This window comes from Ramlibacter cellulosilyticus (genome assembly GCF_014297465.1).
Taxonomy (GTDB): Bacteria; Pseudomonadota; Gammaproteobacteria; order Burkholderiales; family Burkholderiaceae_C; genus Ramlibacter; species Ramlibacter cellulosilyticus.
In genome coordinates, this window is sequence record NZ_JACORT010000007.1 from 284428 (window position 1) to 302731 (window position 18304).

General features: G+C 69.1%; 17 protein-coding genes and 1 riboswitch. Of the genes, 7 read left to right on the forward strand and 10 right to left on the reverse strand.

What is annotated here, in order from left to right:
- Positions 1-45: 45 nt before the first annotated feature.
- From metF to H8N03_RS17525, 6 genes are all read right to left on the reverse strand, one after another.
- Complete coding sequence (gene metF / locus H8N03_RS17500) at positions 46-873, reverse strand: methylenetetrahydrofolate reductase [NAD(P)H] (protein ID WP_187077487.1); 828 nt, start codon at positions 871-873, stop codon at positions 46-48.
- A complete protein-coding gene (locus H8N03_RS17505) occupies positions 870-1613 on the reverse strand; it encodes a TlyA family RNA methyltransferase (RefSeq protein WP_187077488.1) in 744 nt (247 codons plus the stop codon). Before H8N03_RS17505 ends, metF begins: the two co-directional genes overlap by 4 nt.
- Positions 1614-1624: 11 nt before the next feature.
- Complete coding sequence (ahcY, locus tag H8N03_RS17510) at positions 1625-3061, reverse strand: adenosylhomocysteinase (protein WP_187077489.1); 1437 nt, start codon at positions 3059-3061, stop codon at positions 1625-1627.
- Between the two features lie 60 nt (positions 3062-3121).
- A riboswitch (S-adenosyl-L-homocysteine riboswitch) is annotated at positions 3122-3192 on the reverse strand.
- A gap of 32 nt (positions 3193-3224) precedes the next feature.
- A complete protein-coding gene (locus H8N03_RS17515; protein WP_187077490.1) occupies positions 3225-3860 on the reverse strand; it encodes a response regulator in 636 nt (211 codons plus the stop codon).
- Positions 3857-5200, reverse strand: coding sequence for an ATP-binding protein (locus H8N03_RS17520; RefSeq protein WP_187077491.1), 1344 nt, complete (start codon positions 5198-5200; stop codon positions 3857-3859). Before H8N03_RS17520 ends, H8N03_RS17515 begins: the two co-directional genes overlap by 4 nt.
- Entirely contained in the window at positions 5197-6156 is a 960-nt protein-coding gene (locus tag H8N03_RS17525; RefSeq protein WP_187077492.1) for an alpha/beta fold hydrolase, read from the reverse strand. The genes H8N03_RS17520 and H8N03_RS17525 overlap by 4 nt, the downstream gene beginning before the upstream one ends.
- Before the next feature lie 159 nt (positions 6157-6315).
- Between H8N03_RS17525 and pqqA the strand changes: the two genes are divergently transcribed.
- The 6 genes from pqqA to H8N03_RS17555 all read left to right on the forward strand — a co-directional run bounded on the left by pqqA (position 6316) and on the right by H8N03_RS17555 (position 10640).
- Positions 6316-6390 (forward strand): pyrroloquinoline quinone precursor peptide PqqA, encoded by a 75-nt coding sequence (gene pqqA / locus H8N03_RS26645; protein ID WP_187077530.1) that lies wholly within the window; start codon positions 6316-6318, stop codon positions 6388-6390.
- A 57-nt stretch (positions 6391-6447) separates the two neighbouring features.
- On the forward strand, positions 6448-7368 hold the full coding sequence (gene pqqB / locus H8N03_RS17535) for a pyrroloquinoline quinone biosynthesis protein PqqB (RefSeq protein ID WP_187077493.1): 921 nt from the start codon (positions 6448-6450) through the stop codon (positions 7366-7368).
- 64 nt (positions 7369-7432) lie between these two features.
- Positions 7433-8131, forward strand: a complete 699-nt coding sequence (gene pqqC, locus H8N03_RS17540; protein WP_187077494.1) for a pyrroloquinoline-quinone synthase PqqC — start codon at positions 7433-7435, stop codon at positions 8129-8131.
- Positions 8128-8382 carry a pyrroloquinoline quinone biosynthesis peptide chaperone PqqD gene (gene pqqD / locus H8N03_RS17545; RefSeq protein ID WP_187077495.1) on the forward strand — a complete coding sequence of 85 codons (255 nt, stop codon included), beginning with the start codon at positions 8128-8130 and terminating at the stop codon, positions 8380-8382. Before pqqC ends, pqqD begins: the two co-directional genes overlap by 4 nt.
- Positions 8379-9521: a pyrroloquinoline quinone biosynthesis protein PqqE gene (gene pqqE, locus H8N03_RS17550; protein WP_354005139.1), complete on the forward strand. Its 1143-nt coding sequence runs from the start codon at positions 8379-8381 to the stop codon at positions 9519-9521. Before pqqD ends, pqqE begins: the two co-directional genes overlap by 4 nt.
- A gap of 45 nt (positions 9522-9566) precedes the next feature.
- Complete coding sequence (locus H8N03_RS17555) at positions 9567-10640, forward strand: ATP-dependent DNA ligase (protein WP_187077496.1); 1074 nt, start codon at positions 9567-9569, stop codon at positions 10638-10640.
- A gap of 106 nt (positions 10641-10746) precedes the next feature.
- On the opposite strand, the gene H8N03_RS17560 is transcribed toward H8N03_RS17555, so the two are convergent.
- The gene (locus tag H8N03_RS17560) at positions 10747-11319 is read right to left on the reverse strand and encodes a DNA-3-methyladenine glycosylase I (RefSeq protein ID WP_187077497.1); all 573 of its coding nucleotides are present in this window, start codon (positions 11317-11319) and stop codon (positions 10747-10749) included.
- Positions 11320-11421: 102 nt separating this feature from the next.
- Here H8N03_RS17560 and H8N03_RS17565 point away from each other — a divergent pair, with 102 nt between their 5' ends.
- Positions 11422-12369: an alpha/beta hydrolase gene (locus tag H8N03_RS17565; protein ID WP_187077498.1), complete on the forward strand. Its 948-nt coding sequence runs from the start codon at positions 11422-11424 to the stop codon at positions 12367-12369.
- A gap of 3 nt (positions 12370-12372) precedes the next feature.
- On the opposite strand, the gene H8N03_RS17570 is transcribed toward H8N03_RS17565, so the two are convergent.
- The 3 genes from H8N03_RS17570 to H8N03_RS17580 all read right to left on the reverse strand — a co-directional run bounded on the left by H8N03_RS17570 (position 12373) and on the right by H8N03_RS17580 (position 18205).
- Positions 12373-13353 (reverse strand): tripartite tricarboxylate transporter substrate binding protein, encoded by a 981-nt coding sequence (locus H8N03_RS17570; RefSeq protein ID WP_187077499.1) that lies wholly within the window; start codon positions 13351-13353, stop codon positions 12373-12375.
- 198 nt (positions 13354-13551) lie between these two features.
- Positions 13552-14772, reverse strand: a complete 1221-nt coding sequence (gene ligD / locus H8N03_RS17575) for a non-homologous end-joining DNA ligase (RefSeq protein WP_187077500.1) — start codon at positions 14770-14772, stop codon at positions 13552-13554.
- A gap of 34 nt (positions 14773-14806) precedes the next feature.
- Positions 14807-18205 (reverse strand): NACHT domain-containing protein, encoded by a 3399-nt coding sequence (locus H8N03_RS17580; protein ID WP_187077501.1) that lies wholly within the window; start codon positions 18203-18205, stop codon positions 14807-14809.
- Positions 18206-18304 lie beyond the last annotated feature (99 nt).

Sequence of the window (18304 nt, forward strand, 5' to 3'; positions counted from 1 at the left end):
AGTGACTTGTAGGCTGGGTTGCGCAACGCGCACCCCAGCTTCCCGTCACCCCGCGAGTTCCCGGCTCAGCGCCAGCGTCGCCGCCGCCTGGTTCATCGTGTAGAAGTGGATGCCCGGCGCGCCACCGCGCACCAGCCGCCGGCACAGGTCCGCCACCACCTCGTGGCCGAAGGCCTTGATCGACTGCGCGTCGTCGCCGTAGCTTTGCAGCCGCAGGCGGATCCAGCGCGGCACCTCGGCGCCGCAGGCGTCGGAAAAGCGCAGCAGCTGGCTCGAATTGGTGATCGGCATGATGCCCGGCACCACCGGCACGTCCACGCCTTGCCTGCGCGCGTCGTCGACGAAACGGAAGTAGGAGTCCGCGTTGTAGAAGTACTGCGTGATCGCGGAATCGGCGCCGGCCTTCACCTTGCGCACGAACGCGTCCAGGTCCGTCTGCGGCGTCTTCGCCTGCGGGTGCACCTCGGGATAGCACGCCACCTCGATGCGGAAGGCGTTGCCGGTCTCGGCGCGGATGAACTCGACCAGCTCGCTCGCGTACTGGAACTCGCCGCCGATGCCGTAGCCGCTGGGCAGGTCGCCGCGCAGGGCCACGAGGCGCTTGACGCCCATGGCCTGCAGCTGCGCCAGCTGGTCGCGCACGCGGGCGCGCGTCGCGCCGATGCAGGAGAAGTGGCAGGCCGCCTCCACGCCTTCGTCGAGGATCTCGGCGACGGTGGTGAAGGTGCCGGCGTGGGTGGACCCGCCGGCGCCGTAGGTGACCGAGCAGAACTCGGGTTGCAGCGCGTAGAGCTGGGCACGCGCGGCGCGCAGCTTCTCGCTGCCTTCCGCCGTCTTGGGCGGGAAGAATTCCAGGCTGATGGGAAGCATCAATGGCTCCTGGTCTGGGCGTGGAGGAAGAACTCGCGGTTGCCGTCGCCGCCCGCGATGGGGCTGTCGTACCAGCCGATGACGGCGAGTCCGAGCGTGGCGCAGCATTCGCGCAGCCGCTGCTCCACCTGCCGGTGGAGCGCGGGGTCGCGCACGACGCCGCCCTTGCCGATGTCGCCGGGCTGCAGCTCGAACTGCGGCTTGGCGAGCATCAGCAGGTGGCCCGTCGGTTTCAACAACGGTGCGAGCGCGGGCAGCACCAGCGTCAACGAAATGAACGACAGGTCGCCGGTCACGAGGTCGAACGGCGCCGCCACCTGCTCGGCGCGCAGCTCGCGCGCATTGAGCTTCTCGATGGCGACCACGCGCGGGTCGCGCCGCAGCTTCTCGTGCAGCTGGCCGTGGCCGACGTCGATGCCGGTGACGCGCGCAGCGCCCTGCTGCAGCAGGCAGTCGGTGAAGCCGCCGGTGGACTGGCCCACGTCGAGGCAGTTCCAGCCCTTCACGTCCAGGCCCGCGGCGCGCAAGGCGCCTTCCAGCTTCAGCCCGCCGCGCGAGACGTAGCGCGCCTCGGCCGCGTCCAGCAGCTCGAGCTGCGCCGCCTCGGGAAGCTCGTCGCCGTTCTTGGCGACGCGCTTCCAGGCAGCGCCGTCGAACCACTGCACGCCGGACGCGATCAGGCGCTGCGCCTGCGACCGCGAAGCGGCGAGGCCGCGTTCGACGAGGAGCTGGTCGGCACGCATGTGCCCGACTATCAGTACCGGTACGTGTCCGGCTTGTACGGACCGTTCTTGTCCACGCCGATGTAGGCGGCCTGTTCGTCCGTCAGCACGGTCAGTTGGGCGCCCAGCTTGGACAGCTGCAGGCGGGCGACCTTCTCGTCCAGGTGCTTGGGCAGCACGTAGACCTTGCCGGCTTCGTACGCGTCGGGCTTGGTGAACAGCTCGATCTGCGCCAGCGTCTGGTTGGCGAAGGACGAGGACATCACGTAGCTGGGGTGGCCCGTGCCGCAGCCCAGGTTCACCAGGCGGCCCTTGGCCAGCAGGATGATGCGCTTGCCGTCCGGGAAGATCACGTGGTCGACCTGCGGCTTGATCTCTTCCCACTTGCACTGCTTCTCGAGCGCCGCGACGTCGATCTCGTTGTCGAAGTGGCCGATGTTGCAGACGATGGACTGGTCCTTCATCTTCGCCATGTGCTCGAAGCGGATCACGTCCTTGTTGCCGGTCGTGGTCACGAAGATGTCGGCCTTGTCGGCGGCGTATTCCATCGTGACGACGCGGTAGCCTTCCATGGCGGCCTGCAGCGCGTTGATCGGGTCGATCTCGGTCACCCACACCTGCGCGGACAGGGCGCGCAGCGCCTGGGCGGAGCCCTTGCCCACGTCGCCGTAGCCGCACACCACGGCCACCTTGCCGGCGATCATGACGTCGGTGGCGCGCTTGATGCCGTCGACCAGCGATTCACGGCAGCCGTACAGGTTGTCGAACTTGCTCTTGGTGACGGAGTCGTTGACGTTGATCGCGCGGAACTTCAGCAGGCCCTTCTTCGACATGTCCTGCAGGCGGTGCACGCCGGTGGTGGTCTCCTCGGTCACGCCGATGATCTGGGCGGACTTGCGGCTGTACCAGGTGGGGTCGGCCTTCAGCTTCTTGCGGATGGCCGCGTGCAGGATGCGCTCTTCCTCGGAGGAGTGCGTGTCGATCAGCGACAGGTCCTTCTCGCAGCGCTGGCCCAGGTGCATCAGCAGCGTGGCATCGCCGCCGTCGTCCAGGATCATGTTGGGGCCTTCGCCCTCGGTGCCCTTGGCGCCGAACTCGAAGATGTCGTGCGTGTAGTCCCAGTACTCCTCCAGCGACTCGCCCTTCTTGGCGAACACCGGCGTGCCGCCCGCGGCGATGGCGGCGGCGGCGTGGTCCTGGGTGGAGAAGATGTTGCACGAGGCCCAGCGGACCTGCGCGCCCAGCGCCTGCAGCGTCTCGATCAGCACCGCCGTCTGGATGGTCATGTGCAGCGAGCCGGTGATGCGCGCGCCCTTCAGGGGCTGGGCCTTGGCGAATTCCTGGCGGATCGCCATCAGGCCGGGCATCTCGGTCTCGGCGATGCGGATTTCCTTGCGGCCCCAGTCGGCCAGGGAAATGTCGGTGATCGCGCAGTCGGCGGGCGCGGAAGTCTTGAGAACGGCGTTCATGGTGGCTCCGGAACGTGATGTGGGAAAACCCACGCTTCCGGAGGACTCACCGCACGGAAGCGTGGGTGAGCGTCGTTGCAGGATTGCCGAGCCTCGCGTCCATGGCGGACGCTGCAACGCTCCTCGGTTGCCGCCATTATAGGGGGGTGCCGCTGGCGCGCACTCACTCCGGCTGGATCAACCCCCACCGCAGGGCCACGAGCGTGAGTTCCGCCTGGTTTCCGGCATGCAGCTTCTGCTTCACGTTGTACAAGTGGGTGCCCACGGTGCTGGGGGCCAGCTTGAGGTTGTCGGCGATCTGCGCCACCGCGAGGCCGCGCGCGAGCTGGAGGAAAACCGCGAACTCGCGCTCGGTGAGCACGTCGCTGGGGTTGGCCCCGCCCTCGATCTGCGCCAGCGCCATGCGATGGCCCACCTGCGCGTCCAGGTAGCGGCGGCCGGCGGCCACGGCGCGCACCGCCTCGATCAGCGCTTCCGGTGCGCCGCGCTTGGACAGGTAGCCGAGCGCGCCGGCACCGAACACCCGCTGCGGATAGGCCGTGGCCTCCAGCGCCGACAACGCGAGGATGCGCGCACCGGGATCCCGCGCCAGCAGCCGGCGCACGGCCTCCAGCCCGCCCATGCCCGGCATGGAGAGGTCCATCACCACCACCTCCGGCCGCGCCTCGGCATAGCCGCGCAACGCCTCCTCGCCGGTCTCGGCCTCGGCCACCACCTGCACGTCGGCGGTCTCCAGCAGCATGCGGAAGCCCATGCGCACCACCGCATGGTCGTCCACCAGCATCACGCGGATCGTCATGCGGCCAGCGGCAGGTCCGCCCTCAGTTCGGTGCCGCCGCCGGGCCGGCGCGCGATCGCGAGCGAGCCGCCGAGCGCTTCCGCGCGCTCGGTGAGCCAGCGCAGGCCGAAGTGCCCGCGGGCGCGCCAGTCGTCCGGGACGCCGAGGCCGTCGTCCTCCACGCCCACGGCCAGCCGGCCGGCCGCGGTCTCCGCGTGGATCCGCACCTGGTGCGCCCGGCCGTGGCGCAGCGCGTTCGTCAGGCCCTCCTGCACGACGCGGTAGGCGACCAGCGCGACGGCCTCGCGCAGGTCCCCGGGGAGCGCCGCGACCTCCAGTTCGATGCGCGCCGCGGGCTGGCTCGCCTGCACGCGTTCCACCAGGTCGTCCAGCGCCTCGGCCAGCCCCAGGTGGTCCAGCGCCATCGGCGCGAGGCGCGGGATCATCCCGTGCATGTGGTCGTACAGGCGTGCCGCCTCCTCGCTGATCAGCCGCGCCGCCTGCGCGGCCTGCCCATCGTCGTCCGCGCTGCGCAGGGCCACGGATTGCGCGAGGCTGCGGATCGCGGTCACCGACTGCCCCAGTTCATCGTGCAGGGCACGTGCGATCTCGTGGCGTTCCGCCTCGATGCGGCCTTCGATCAGGCGGGCGAGTTCGCGCGTGTCGGACAGCCGCCGCTCGGCTTCGAACGCGCGCTGCCGGTTGTCCATGTTCTCCTTCAGCACGGCCAGCATGCGGTTGAACGCGGTGCCGATCGCGCCGGCTTCCTTCCCGGACAGCGGCGGCAGCGCGGTATCGAAATCGCCGGCCTCCAGGCGGTTGAGGCCCTGCACGATGCGCGAGAACGGCTGCACCGCGCGGCCGACCGCCCAGAACACCAGCACGTTGATCGCCAGCAGCAGGCCGGCGCCGGCGGTGGCGAGCGCCACCATGTCGTCCCAGCCGTCGAGCACGGCACGCGAGGGCTCCGCCTCGACGGTGAGGCGCGTGCCGGGGAGCACGATCACCTGCCGCGACGCCTTGGGCACCATGAGCGCGGAGAACCACTCCGGGGCCTCGCGGCCCTGCTTGTACGTCGAGGGCGGGGAGCGGTACAGCACCTCGCCGGCTTCGTCGGCGACCGTGATCTCGTTGGCCCGCACGCGCCCGAGCTGCTGGAAGAAATGCACCAGCTGCTGCTGGTCGGCGCCCGCGTAGAACAGGCCGACCCGGTAGAGCAGTTGCACCGTGACGCGGTTGGTGGCGAGCATCTCCTCGCGCACCGAGCGCCGCACGCCTTCGAGCTGCAGCGCGATGATCGCCAGCACGCCGAGCGTGATGACGCCGGCGACGATCAGGTTGATCTTCAGCCGCAGGCTCATGGCCTTCGCGCCTCCGTGGCGGCCAGGAGCCGGTCCAGCGCGGCGCGCGCCGCCTGGACCATCGCCGGATGGAAGGGGTCGTGCCCGGCGCCCGCGACTTCCGTGAACCGGCTGCGAGGCAGCAGTTGCTGCAGCTCGCGCGCAGCGGCCGGCCGGCAGACGAGATCCTCCGCACCGTGCACGAATTCGACCGGCAGGCGGGCGACGGCCCGCGCGGCCTCCGCCACTCCCTCGCGTCCGAGCCAGCACTGCCGCAGCAGATAGTGCACCTGGATGCGGCAGCGGTCCACGGCCGCGCGCGCCGATGCCGGCGGCAGCGGCTGCGGGGCGGCACCGGAGAGCACCTGCTCCCACGCCACCCACGCCCGCGCGGCGGCAGCCTGTTCGTCGTCGCTGCCGTCGGCGAACAGGTGCGCGAACCCCTGCAAGGGAGCGCGATGCGCATCGGGCGGCAACACCGACACGAACTCCGCCCACGCGCGCGGGAAACGCGCGGACGCGCCGCGGAAGAACCAGTCCAGCGACGCGGCATCCGGCACGAACAGGTTGCGCAGCAGCAGGCCCGCGACCGCCGCGGGATGCTGCCCCGCATAGGCGAGCGCCAGGGTGCCGCCCCAGGAACCGCCCGCCACCAGCCAGCGGCGGACCTCCAAGGTGGACCGCAACCGCTCGATGTCGGCGACCAGGCGCTGCGTGTCGTTGGCCCGCGTCTCGCCGCGCGGCGTGCTCTCGCCGCAGCCGCGCTGGTCGAAGCCGACGATGCGCAGGCCGAACGCGTCGAACGCGTCCGCGAGGCGCGACGACCAGGCGGATCCGGGCCCGCCATGCAGCAGCAGCAAGGCGGGGGCCTGCTCCGGGCCGGACACCTGCCAGGCGATCGCGTGTCCCTCGCCCACGGCGAGCCGGCCGCTGCGGCACGGCGCGGACAGTTCGGACGATGGCGCGCGGAAGGACATCCCGGCCATGCTAGCAAGCCGGGCCGTCGTGCGATTCATGAAAATCATGAGTGCTCTTTCCAGAGCCTCGCCACGGCGCCGCAAGGCACCCGTCATAGCCTGTAGGGGAAGACGCACCCGCGCCTTCGGCCGCAAGGCCCGCCCTACCGAGGAGAGACCATGACCTGGCAGACCCCGCAAGCCTGCGATTTCCGCTTCGGCTTCGAAATCACGATGTACGTGGCCGCGCGCTGAGCGCGGCCCACGGCGGAACCCGCAGCCGCGGGTTCCGCCGTCCCTGCCTGTCCCCTCATGCTGGTCCACGTCCTGGGTTCCGCCGCGGGTGGCGGCTTCCCGCAATGGAATTGCAACTGCCGCCAGTGCGCCGGCGTGCGCGCCGGCACCCTGCGCGCCCGGCCCCGCACCCAGTCCTCGCTGTGCGTGCGCGGCGACGGCGGCGCCGACTGGGCGCTGGTGAATGCCTCGCCGGACATCCTGGCGCAGATCCGCGCCACGCCCGCGCTGCAGCCGAACCGGGGCCCGCGCGACAGCGGCATCGCCGGCGTGATCCTCATCGACGGCCAGGTCGACCACACCACCGGCCTCTACATGTTGCGTGAACGCGGCTCCCCGCTGCCGGTCTGGTGCACCGAGCCGGTGGCCGAGGACCTCACGCGCGGCAACCCCATCCTGCAGGTCCTGGGCCATTTCTGCGGCGTCGAGCGCCACCGGCTGCCCGTGGACGGCAGCGAGTTCGCGCTCGCCGGCGTGCCGGGGGTCCGCTTTTCGGCGCTGCCGCTGGCGAGCAAGGCGGCGCCCTACTCCCCGCATCGCGAGCAGCCGGTGCCCGGCGACAACATCGGCCTGACGATGATCGATGGTGCGAGCGGCCGGCGGCTCTTCTATGCGCCGGGCCTGGGCGCGCGCGACGGCGACGTCGACGCGGCGATGCGCAGCGCCGATTGCGTGCTGGTCGACGGCACCTTCTGGACCGACGACGAGATGATCGCGCTCGGCTTCTCCAGGAAGACCGGGCGCAGCATCGGCCACCTGCCGCAGTCCGGTGCCGGCGGAATGATCGAGTGGCTGGACACCCTGCCGCGCACGACGCGCAAGGTGCTCATCCACGTCAACAACACCAACCCCATCCTGGACGAGGACTCGCCCGAGCGCGCCGAGCTGGCGCGGCACGGCATCGAGGTGGCCTGGGACGGCATGGAGATCGCGCTGTGAACGCGCATCACGGGAGCCCATCATCGCCCTGATCGACGTTTCGCTCGCGCCGCCGCGGGCCCCCGTGGACGCCCCGGCGTGGAGCCGCGCGGCGTTCGAGGCGCAGCTGCGCGAGCGCGGCAAGAGCTACCACATCCACCATCCGTTCAACGTCATGCTCAACACGGGCAAGGCGACGCCGGAGCAGATCCGCGGCTGGGTGGCGAACCGCTTCTACTACCAGATCGCGATCCCGGTGAAGGATGCGGCGGTGCTCTCCAACTGCCCGGACCGCGAGGTGCGGCGCGGCTGGGTGCAGCGCATCCTGGACCACGACGGCGCCGGCGAGGACCCCGGCGGCATCGAGGCGTGGATCCGCCTCGGCGTCGCGACGGGGCTCGCGCGCGAGGAGGTCACGGACCTGCGCCATGTGCTGCCCGCGATCCGCTTCGCAGTGGACGCCTACGTCAACTTCGCGCGCCGCGCGCCGTGGCAGGAGGCGGTGTGCTCGTCGCTCACCGAGCTGTTCGCCCCGGAGATCCACAAGCAGCGCCTGGCGGGCTGGCCGGAGCACTATCCCTGGATCGAAAGCGCCGGCCTGCAGTATTTCCGCAACCGCGTGAGCCAGGCGCGGCGCGACGTGGAGCAGGGGCTGGCCCTCACGCTGGACCACTTCGCCACGCGCGCGCAGCAGGAGCGGGCGCTGGACATCCTGCAGTTCAAGCTGGACATCCTGTGGGCGATGAACGATGCCCTGGCGCAGCACTACGGGGTGCGCACATGACTCCCCGCATCGCGCCCGGCTTCCGGCTGCAGTGGGAAGAGGTGCAGCAGGCCCACGTGCTGCTCTACCCGGAAGGGATGGTGAAGCTCAACCAGAGCGCGGGCGAGATCCTGAAGCGCTGCGACGGCACGCGCGACGTGCCCGCGATCGTCGCGGAACTGGAAGGCGCGTTCCACGCGCAGGGGCTCGCGCCGGAAGTGCAGGCCTTCCTCGACATCGCGCTGAAGCAGCGCTGGGTGGTGCCGTCGTGAACGTCGGGCCGCCCCTGTGGCTGCTGGCGGAGCTCACGTACCGCTGCCCGCTGCACTGCGCCTTCTGCTACAACCCGGTCGACTTCGCCGCGCACGACGACGAGCTGGACACCGAAGGCTGGCTGCGGGTGCTGCGCGAGGCGCGCGCGCTCGGCGCGGTGCAGTGCGGCTTCTCCGGCGGCGAACCGATGCTGCGCGAGGATCTCGAGGTGCTGGTGGCCGAGGCCCACCGCCTCGGCTACTACACCAACCTGCTCACCTCCGGCGTCGGCCTCACCGAGGCGCGGGCGCAGGCGCTCAAGGCCGCGGGCCTGGACCACGTGCAGCTGTCCTTCCAGGACTCGACCCGCGAGATGAACGACTTCCTCTCGCACACGCGCACCTTCGAATTGAAGAACCGCGTGGCCCGCACGATCAAGGACCAGGGCTGGCCGATGGTGATGAACGTGGTGCTGCACCGGCTCAACATGGACCACGTGGGCCGCATCATCGAGATGGCCGACGCGCTCGGCGCCGAATACCTGGAACTGGCCAACACGCAGTACTACTCCTGGGCGCTGGAGAACCGCGAGCACCTGCTGCCGACGCGGGCGCAACTGCAGGCCGCCGAGGCCATCGTCGATGGCTACCGCAAGCAGCTGGAGGACCGCATGCGCCTGTTCTTCGTGGCGCCCGACTACCACGAAGGCCGGCCGAAGAAGTGCGTCAACGGCTGGGGCAGCATGTTCCTCACGGTCACGCCGGACGGCACCGCCCTGCCGTGCCACACGGCACGCATGCTGCCGGGCCTGGAGTTTCCCAGCCTGCGGACCAGCAGCGTCGCCGAGGCCTGGTTCGCGTCGGAAGCCTTCAACCACTACCGCGGCACCGGCTGGATGAAGGAGCCTTGCGCAAGCTGCGAGCGCAAGGAGGAAGACCTGGGCGGCTGCCGCTGCCAGGCGTACATGCTCGCGCAGGATGCCGACGCGGCGGACCCCGTCTGTCCCAAGAGCCCGCGTCACGGCGTGGTGCTGGACGCGGTGCGCCGTGCCGAAGCGGGCGAGGTCGCGGCGCGGCCGCTGGTGTTTCGCGACCCCAAGGCATCGCGCGAATTCCTCGCGCGAGGCGACGCCCTCTCCCTGCCGGGCTGCGGACGCTGACCGGCCGCGCGCCCCCACGGCGCGCCGGGCGCGGTACAAAGCGGCATGGCCATTGCCCAACCCGCCCCCCCGATCGAACCGATGCTGGCCAAGATCGCCGACGTCCTGCCGGCCGAGCCCGGCTTCCTCTTCGAGCCCAAGTGGGACGGCTTCCGCGCCCTGGTCTTCCGCGGCGCGGAACAGACCTACCTGCAGAGCCGCGACCTGCGGCCGCTGAACCGCTACTTCCCCGAGCTGGAGAAAGCCCTGCACGACGCGCTGCCCAAGGGCTGCGTGCTGGACGGCGAGATCGTGGTCGCGACGCCGCGCGGGCTGGACTTCGACGCGCTGCAGATGCGCCTGCACCCCGCCGCCTCGCGCGTCGCGAGGCTGTCGAAGGAGACGCCCTCGAGCTTCGTGGCCTTCGACCTGCTGGCGGCCGGCGGCAAGTCGACGATGGAGCTGCCGCAGTCGGAGCGCCGCGCGCGCCTGGAGCGCCTGCTCGGAAAGGCCAGGCCGCCGCTGCACCTCACGCCGGTGACGCGCGACCGCGCCGAAGCGGAGCGCTGGCTGCAGGAGTTCGAAGGCGCGGGCCTCGATGGCGTGATCGCCAAGCTGGAGTCCGCGACCTACCAGCCCGGCAAGCGGGCGATGCTGAAGATCAAGCACGTGCGCAGCGCCGACTGCGTGGTGGCGGGCTTCCGCTGGTACAAGGACCGCGACGACGCGGTCGGCTCGCTGCTGCTCGGCCTGCACGACGACGCCGGCGTCCTGCAGCACGTGGGCGTCACGTCCTCGTTCACCATGGACATGCGCAAGCAGCTGGCGCAGGAGCTGGAGCCGCTGCGCAAGGATGCGCTGCAGGACCATCCCTGGCGCGAATGGGCGGGCGCGGTCACCGGCGACGCGCAGCGCATGCCGGGCGCGCAGAGCCGCTGGAGCGGCGGCAAGGACCTGAGCTGGGAGCCGCTGCGGCCGGAGCGCGTGTGCGAGGTCAAGTACGACCACCTGCAGGGCAACCGCTTCCGCCACGCGGCGGTGTTCCTGCGCTGGCGCCCGGACAAGCCGCCGGAGGATTGCCGCTACGACCAGCTGGAAGTGACGACGCCGTTCGAGCTGGCGAAGGTGTTCGGGGCTTGAGGTGCAGCGCTGGGGTGCGCGTGCGCGCAACCCAGCCTACGGGCCGCGCGCGTCCCGTTCCGCATGTACACGGCGTCGCGTCTCCGTAGGCTGGGTTGAGCGAAGCTCACCCCAGCGTTTCACGCCGCCGAAAACAATCGACGGCATGATCGTCCACGATCCCCACCGCCTGCATCCACGCATACACGATCACCGGCCCCACGAACTTGAACCCGCGCCGCTTCAGTTCCTTCGAGATCTCCTCGGACTTCGGCGTGCTCACGGGCACGTGCCGGCCGTCGCCGACGATCACCTTCCCGTCGGTGAACGACCAGCAGAAAGCGTCGAACGATTCCCCGGCGTCCCGCATCCCGCAGTAGATCCGCGCCGCCCCGATCGCAGCCTCGATCTTCGCCCGGGACCGGATGATCCCCGGGTCCTCCAGCAGCTTCGCGACCTGCTTCTCGCCGAAGCGCGCCACCTTGTCCGGGTCGAACCCCGCAAAGGCCTTGCGGAACGCCTCCCGCTTGTGCAGGATGGTCCGCCACGAAAGCCCCGCCTGGAAGCCTTCCAGCACCAGCATCTCCCAGAGCATCCGCGGGTCGTGCTGCGGCACGCCCCATTCCTCGTCGTGGTAGCGCGCCATGAGGGCGTCGTCGCCCTGGGCCCAGGTGCAGCGGTGGAGTTCCTTGCCAGCCATGGCCCGCAATGTACGGGCTTCGCGCTAAGGGTTCGCCGGGATGCGCCGGCCGCGCACCGCCGGGAAGATGCGCCGTCGCGTCCACCACGAGGAGAGCCCCGCATGCCCACCGACCATTCCTCCGGCGTCCCCGGCAACGACGTCCGCTGGAGCGGCGGCGAGACGCACTGGACCAGCCGCCTGGGCGGGGAGGTGGAGCTGTTCCTCTGGCACAAGCCGGCCGCGCCGGGCGTGCCGTTCCAGGGCACGATCCTGTTCGTGCACGGTTCGTCGATGGCCTCGCAGCCGACCTTCGACCTGGCGGTGCCCGGCCGCCCCGACTCCTCGGCGATGGACTGGTTCCGCGCCCGCGGCTTCGACACGTGGACCATGGACAACGAGGGCTACGGGCGGTCCAGCAAGCACCGGGCCATCAACTTCGGCATCGTCAACGGCGCGGAAGACCTCGCCGCCGGCAGCGCCTACATCCTGGAGCGGGCGCGCAGCGACAAGCTGATGGTCTACGGCATCTCCTCCGGCGCGCTGAAGGGGGCCCTCTTCGCGCAGCAGCATCCGGAACGCGTGGCGCGGCTCGCGCTCGACGCCTTCGTGTGGACCGGCGACGGCAGCCCCACGCTGGAGAAGCGGCGCCAGAAGATGGCGGAGTGGACGGCGGGCAACCGCAGGAAGATCGACCGCGACTTCGTCTACAGCATCTTCAACCGCGACCATCCCGGCACGGCGGAAGACCGGGTGATCGATGCCTTCGCGCAGGCCATCCTGACGCTGGACGACTCCATGCCGACCGGAACCTACGTCGACATGTGCTCGAAGCTGCCGCTGGTGGATCCGGAGAAGATCAACGTGCCGACGCTGATCCTGCGCGGGGAGTGGGACGGCATCGCCAGCGTGGAGGACCTGATCGCCTTCTTCATGAAGCTGCCGCACCAGGACAAGCAGTTCTCCGTGATGAAGGGCATCTCGCATGCCAGCTTCCAGCAGAAGAACTACCGCAACGTCTACCACCTGCTGCACGCGTTCCTCACGCAGCCGGCGCAGGTGTATCCCTGAAGCTCACTCCAGCTTGATGCCGGCTTCCTTGACCACCTTGCCCCAGCGCGCGAGTTCGTCGACCAGGTAGGCGGACATCTCCTCGGGGCTGGACGGCGTCGGCTCCACGCCGGCGTCGAACAAGGCCTTCTGCGTGTCGGGTGCGGCCATCAGCCGCGCGACCTCCGTGTTCAACTTCGCCACGATTTCCGGCGGCGTGCCGGCCGGCGCCAGCAGCGCGAGCCACACGGAGGCCGCGTAGCCCGAGACGCCGGCCTCCTGCATCGTGGGCACGTCGGGCAGCTGCGGCGCGCGCCTGGCCGTCGTGACGGCCAGCGCCTTGAGCCGGCCTTGCGGCACCTGCGCGAGCGCGTTCGGCACGCCGGCGAAGCTGCTTTCCACGGTGCCGGCGACGAGGTCCTGCGCAGCGCCCGAACTGCCCTTGTAAGGCACGTGCTTGAGCGGTGCGCCCGTCATGGCGGCGAACAGGCCGCCCATGAGGTGCTGGGCGCTGCCGTTCCCCGAGGACGCATAGTGGATCGTCTCCGGCGCCGCCTTCGCGAGCGCGATGAACTCCTGCACGTTCTTCGCCTGCACCTTCGGGTGCACGAGGAGCACGTAGGGCGAATCGACCAGCTTGCCGACCACGGTGAAGCTCTTGACGGGGTCGTACGGCAGGCTCTTGTAGATCCAGGGGCTGATCACGTGCGTGCTGGACACCATCAGCAGCGTGTAGCCGTCGGGCGGCGACTTCGCGACCAGGTCGCTGCCGATGGTGGAGCCGGCGCCGGGCTTGTTCTCGATCACGAACTGCTGGCCCAGGGACTGCGACAGCTTCTGCCCCAGGATGCGCGCCACCACGTCGGTGAAGCCACCGGGGGCGAAGGGCACGACCAGCTTCACGGGGCGCGTGGGGTACGCGTGCGGCTGGCCCTGCGCGGCCGCAGGAAGGGCCCCCGCGGCGAGCGCGAAGGCGAAGACCAGACCCGGGACAGAACTGCGCATGCGAGCCTCCCTGTGCGAGGACGGCCAGTGTTGCACCGGGTCCGGGCAGGTGCATCAGGGTGCGCCCGGATGGGGGATACACGGACGAGGGGTGGTTGTGCATCGCTGGGGTGCGCTGTCGCGCAACCCAGCCTACGGCGCTCGCAGTGTGCGAATTCCGTAGGCTGGGTTGCGCGCAGCACACCCCAGCAAGCCCCCCTACGTCGGCTTGTCCGACTTCGGCCGCAGCCGCGCCGGCACGTGCTCCAGGTTGATCCGCACGCGGTACCAGAGCGAGGACCTGCCGCGCATGCGGTCCACCAGCACGTCGGCCGGCTCCAGGTGCGCAGCCGCCCTGGGATGCTTCGCCTTCCACTCTTCCGCCGCCGCCACCGCCTCGGCTTCGCGCTCGCTGCGCGCCACCTCGATCAGCGGCTTCTTCACGCGGGGCGCGGTCGAAGGCGGGGCGCGCCGCGGCTCGCCGGCCGCCTTGCGGTAGTGCGGCGGCCAGGGCGCATCGCCCTCGCCCTGCGCGTCGGCCAGCGCGAGCAGCGGCTCGAGCGAGCAGCGCCAGTGATCGATGTCCGCATGCGGGTCGCCGATGCGGCGAAAGCGCTCCGGCATCGTATGCAGCGTGAAGTCGGCCGGGTTGCACGCGGCCAGCTCCTTCCACGTCACCGGCGCCGAGACGCGCGCGTCCGGCTTCGGCCGCACCGAGTACGCGGACGTGACGGTGCGGTCCTTCGCGTTCTGGTTGTAGTCGACGAAGACGCCGCGGCGCTCTTCCTTCCACCACTTGCTGCTCGCGAGGGTGGGCGCCCGCCGCTCCACCTCGCGGGCCAGCGCCAGGGCCGCGCGCCGTACCTCGTCGAAAGTCCAGCGCGGCTCGATGCGCACCAGCACGTGGATGCCGCGGGAGCCGGAGGTCTTGGGCCAGCCCTTGAGCCCCAGCTCCGTCAGCACCTCGTGCACGACGTCGGCCACCTGCACGATCTGCGGCCACTCGACGCCGGGCACCGGGTCCAGGTCCACGCGAAGCTCATCGGGATGGTCCAGGTCCTCGGCGCGCACGGGATGGGGATGCAGTTCCAGGCAGGCGAGGTTGGCCATCCACGCCAGGTCGGCCGGATGCCGCGGCACCACCTCTTCGGCGCTGCGGCCGGAGGGGAAGCGGATCTCCGCCACCTCCAGCCAGTCCGGCCGCTTGGTGGGGGCCCGCTTCTGGAAGAAGAACTCGTCGTCGACGCCGTTCGGATACCGCACCAGGATGCAGGGCCGGCCCCCCGCGCCGCGCAAGGCGCCTTCGGCAACAGCCAGGTAATAGTTCACGAGGTCGATCTTCCGCACGTTGGCGGAGGCGATGAGCAGCTTGTCCGGGTGGGTGATCACCACCTCCCGGCCGCCAATCTCCAGCGTGACCTCGTCCTTGCTCGTACCCATGCCAAACCGTACACCGCTGGCACGCGCAGACGGGTCAGACACTGCCGCCAAGCGCATCTCCTGCTGGCCGATCCAGGAGCGACGCATTCCTTGCAGCCTTGAACAGGACCGATCGGTTCTCGATCTCCTGTTCCGCGAAGTCCCTGAGGAGCTGCAGGTCCGTGCGTCGCGCCATTGCACAGATAAAGGCAACGAGCTCACGACGATCCCCGGGCCTCACGGCCGTACCTTCCCAAAGCTTCGGGGTATCCAGCAGCGCGAGGGTGCTTCGGATGTCCTCCGCGACGTAGACGACCCGCCGGGCAGCCACGTACGCGCGCATGAGGTCGTGACGGAACTCGAACGCGGCCGCGCGCCGCACGACGATGCGAGCCGCAGCCATGGGCTCCAACAATCCTGCGGGCAGTGCTGCGGACTCCGTAAACCGGCGGTCCCCGCTCAGGAACATGTCCCAAGCCACGTTCGCGAGCGCGCCGTCGACCACCTCAGGCACTGCGGCGCCCTGCAACCCCTCTTCGTATGCAGCGTCATAGAGCTGCAGGCGGGTCCGTGGAAGCCGCTTTCCCGACTGCACACATTGCGCGATGAGCTGGACGTCGTACCCGGAGCGAACACTCGCCACGAGTTGCTCGTTGAGCTGCGCGATCGTACGTTCGCCCGCCTCCTGTCCCAGCATGTTGACGAGCAAGGAAGAAATGAGTGCACGGTCGAAAACGGGGAGCATGAGACATCGGATGTCCCAAGCTCTTGGCAGGGACTGCGAAGTCGCCAGAAGCCTGACGGAGGATCCCACGACGTTGCAGTACCGCTGGAGTGCGGCATCGCGATCCACTTCGTTCATTCCATCGATGACGAGACACACATCGCCGGTGCGGAGAAGGCGATAGAAGAACGCCGCGTCCTGCACCTGCAACCCGACCGAGGAGAACTGATGGCGCGCCATCTCCGCCGCCCACGGCGCATCGGGCGTGTCCGGTGTGTCCGGGAAATCGCGTGCGCGGACCACGATGGGCATGAATCCGTACTCGCGTATGGCCTGCTCCCATGATCCGGTCGAGTAGAACGCTCGCTCGAACGCGGAGACCAGTTCGGACTTTCCTGTTCCGGCCTCGCCCTGGATCCAGAGAGGTCTCCCCTCGACCAGTTCCTTGTGAATCTCGTTCGACCAGCTGACTGGATTTCGGCGCTCCAGCAACTGCACTGGAACGTAGGCGCCTTGTGCGTCTGCGTTGCCACGCGCCATGATCAGAGCTCGCCTCCGATCGAAATAGGCGGCCAGCAGCCATAGCCTGAGCGGGCGAACATGGAAGATGACTGGCCTGTACCAGACTTTCAGCGCCTCCCAGTTCGGAGCGGTGAGGAACTCGAAGCACCAGCGGTTTCTTCTCGCGCCCCAGAGGAGAGCGGCGCTAGCCAAGGCACCGAGGAACGCGGTCGATAGCGCACCAGCGGCCACGAGATCCTGCGCTGCTTGCTGCCAAGTTCTCTCGAGCGTGAACACGGGTGTCCGGAAACCTCTGCCGAACCTCGGCTCGGCCGGGTCCTGGAGCGAGACTTCCACCAGGTAGTCACCGCTCTCTCCCAGCTTCTCCCCGTTCACGATGGCGGATGCCTGACCCGGATTAGCCCCCTCGGGCCGCAGGATCGACGCTGCGCCCACCTCGACACCGTCGCGATACAGCTTCGCTACCGTCCGGAATGCACCCTCGACGCCGAGGCACGGGTGCCGGTCTGCGATCGTGCGCCACGCGACCTGTAGGTCGGAGCCCCTCGTGTGCCGCACCCGAGGAGGCATGGTGAAGGTCAGGTCGCCATCGTTCAACGGCGCGTCGATGTACTTGAACAATCCGGCGTCGTACAGGACGTGGGCCGAATCCAAGGGACTCTTGAGTGGGAAGATTCCGCTGACACGGGTGCCTCGCACTCCGGCCACCGGCGCAAGCTGCCCGTTCTCTAGCGTCCGGTACAGATTCCCCTCTTTCGTTCCGATCAGGATCCGCTTGCCGATTCTGCTCGCCGCGCTGAGCGATCCCTCAAGGTTTCCGATGATGCGGTACGTTCCGGCTCCATCAAGCAGGCCCACGCCCACCTTGGACTCCAGCAGAATGTCGCGTCCCAACACATGGGCATTCATCACATCGCCGGCTTCGGCAGGCAATCGTGTGGCACTTCCCTCGTGGATGACATACGTGCCGGATTCCCCATGCGCCAGAACGCCGCCCGGGATGGCAGACACGCTCTTTAAGGCTCCCTCGACGCCCTCGACCTTTATCACCTTGCCCGCCTGCGAAATGGAATAGAGCAAGTTGCCGGCGTTGACATAGGCGTCCGACCCGGCCCTGTGCAGTCGGGCATTCGCCGGAAGTTCCACGGAAAGTACTTGCTCCATCGTCGTACCGGGCACCCGCCGGAACACACCCTGTTGCGAGGCCAGAAGGAGCGCTCCGGGAAAGGTTTCGACAGCGTGGATCTTCCCGAGGGCCGGCCCACCGACGGCACCCAGCTGAAACATGCCAGTACGGACGGCCAGCCCGGAGGCGCCCCGAATCAGAAGTTCATCTCCATTCTTGATGAACGCTTCGAACCCGCCGATGTCGCCGAGCGGAAAAGGCTTGATTTCGCCAGCGGGTGACACGGCAAATACGCCGTTCTCCGAGCTCAAGAGCACCCCGAAGCGGTCGACCGCCGCATCCAGAACCCGCCCGACGACGGGCAAGGTACTGGCCAACCGCAACCCGTTGGGGAGGATGATGTAGGAGCCCAGATCGTCAGTTTGGCGGATCAGGTCTCCCGAACTGCTCATGGAACCCGATCGCCCGATCGAGCCAGGCAGTTTGCTCACCTTGCCAGACTCTGCCACCCAGTAGCTGGCGGTACCGGGGAGATCGCGTATCAGCATCCCGGCAGAAGTTGCAAATGAACCGAATGCGCTAACGCGGGCCACATCGGGCGGAAGCGTGACCCGGTTCAGACCTGCATCCGGACTGATGCGATACAGCTGACCGTCCACCACAACCCACACTCCGCGGGTCGATCGGCCGCCCTGGACAATCTCTGGAGTCGACAGGCTGGAGACGAGCAAGGACGACCGGCCCTCTTCATCCAGGCGGTACAGCCCGTTGCTCGCTGTGAAGACGAGTTGCTTGCCCAGCCAGAAGGAATCCTTCACCTTGTCGAAGTTACCCTCCCGCTTTGCGATGTCGCCCGTCTCAGACACGCTGAAGAGGCCGTTCTGCTCCAGCAGAATGGTGGGAGGGCCCTGACCGGCAGGAAAACGGGCGACCAGCCGGCTCGAGGCAGCCGTCGGGACGACGCATGCAATGGCGGCAGCGTCGCCGGGGACGATGAGCGCGGTGATGGCGAGAAGCACGAACGTCCGACGATATGTCTGCTCGGGCGTCGTCAGGGGCGGCACGCAGCGAGACGCCTTCATGTCTAGCTCCTCTTTGCGCGCCCAGCATGTCACAAGTGGCTTGCGCCGATCTCCACCTCTTGGGGGAGGCAAGACAGGCACAATAGAGGGATCTGTGCG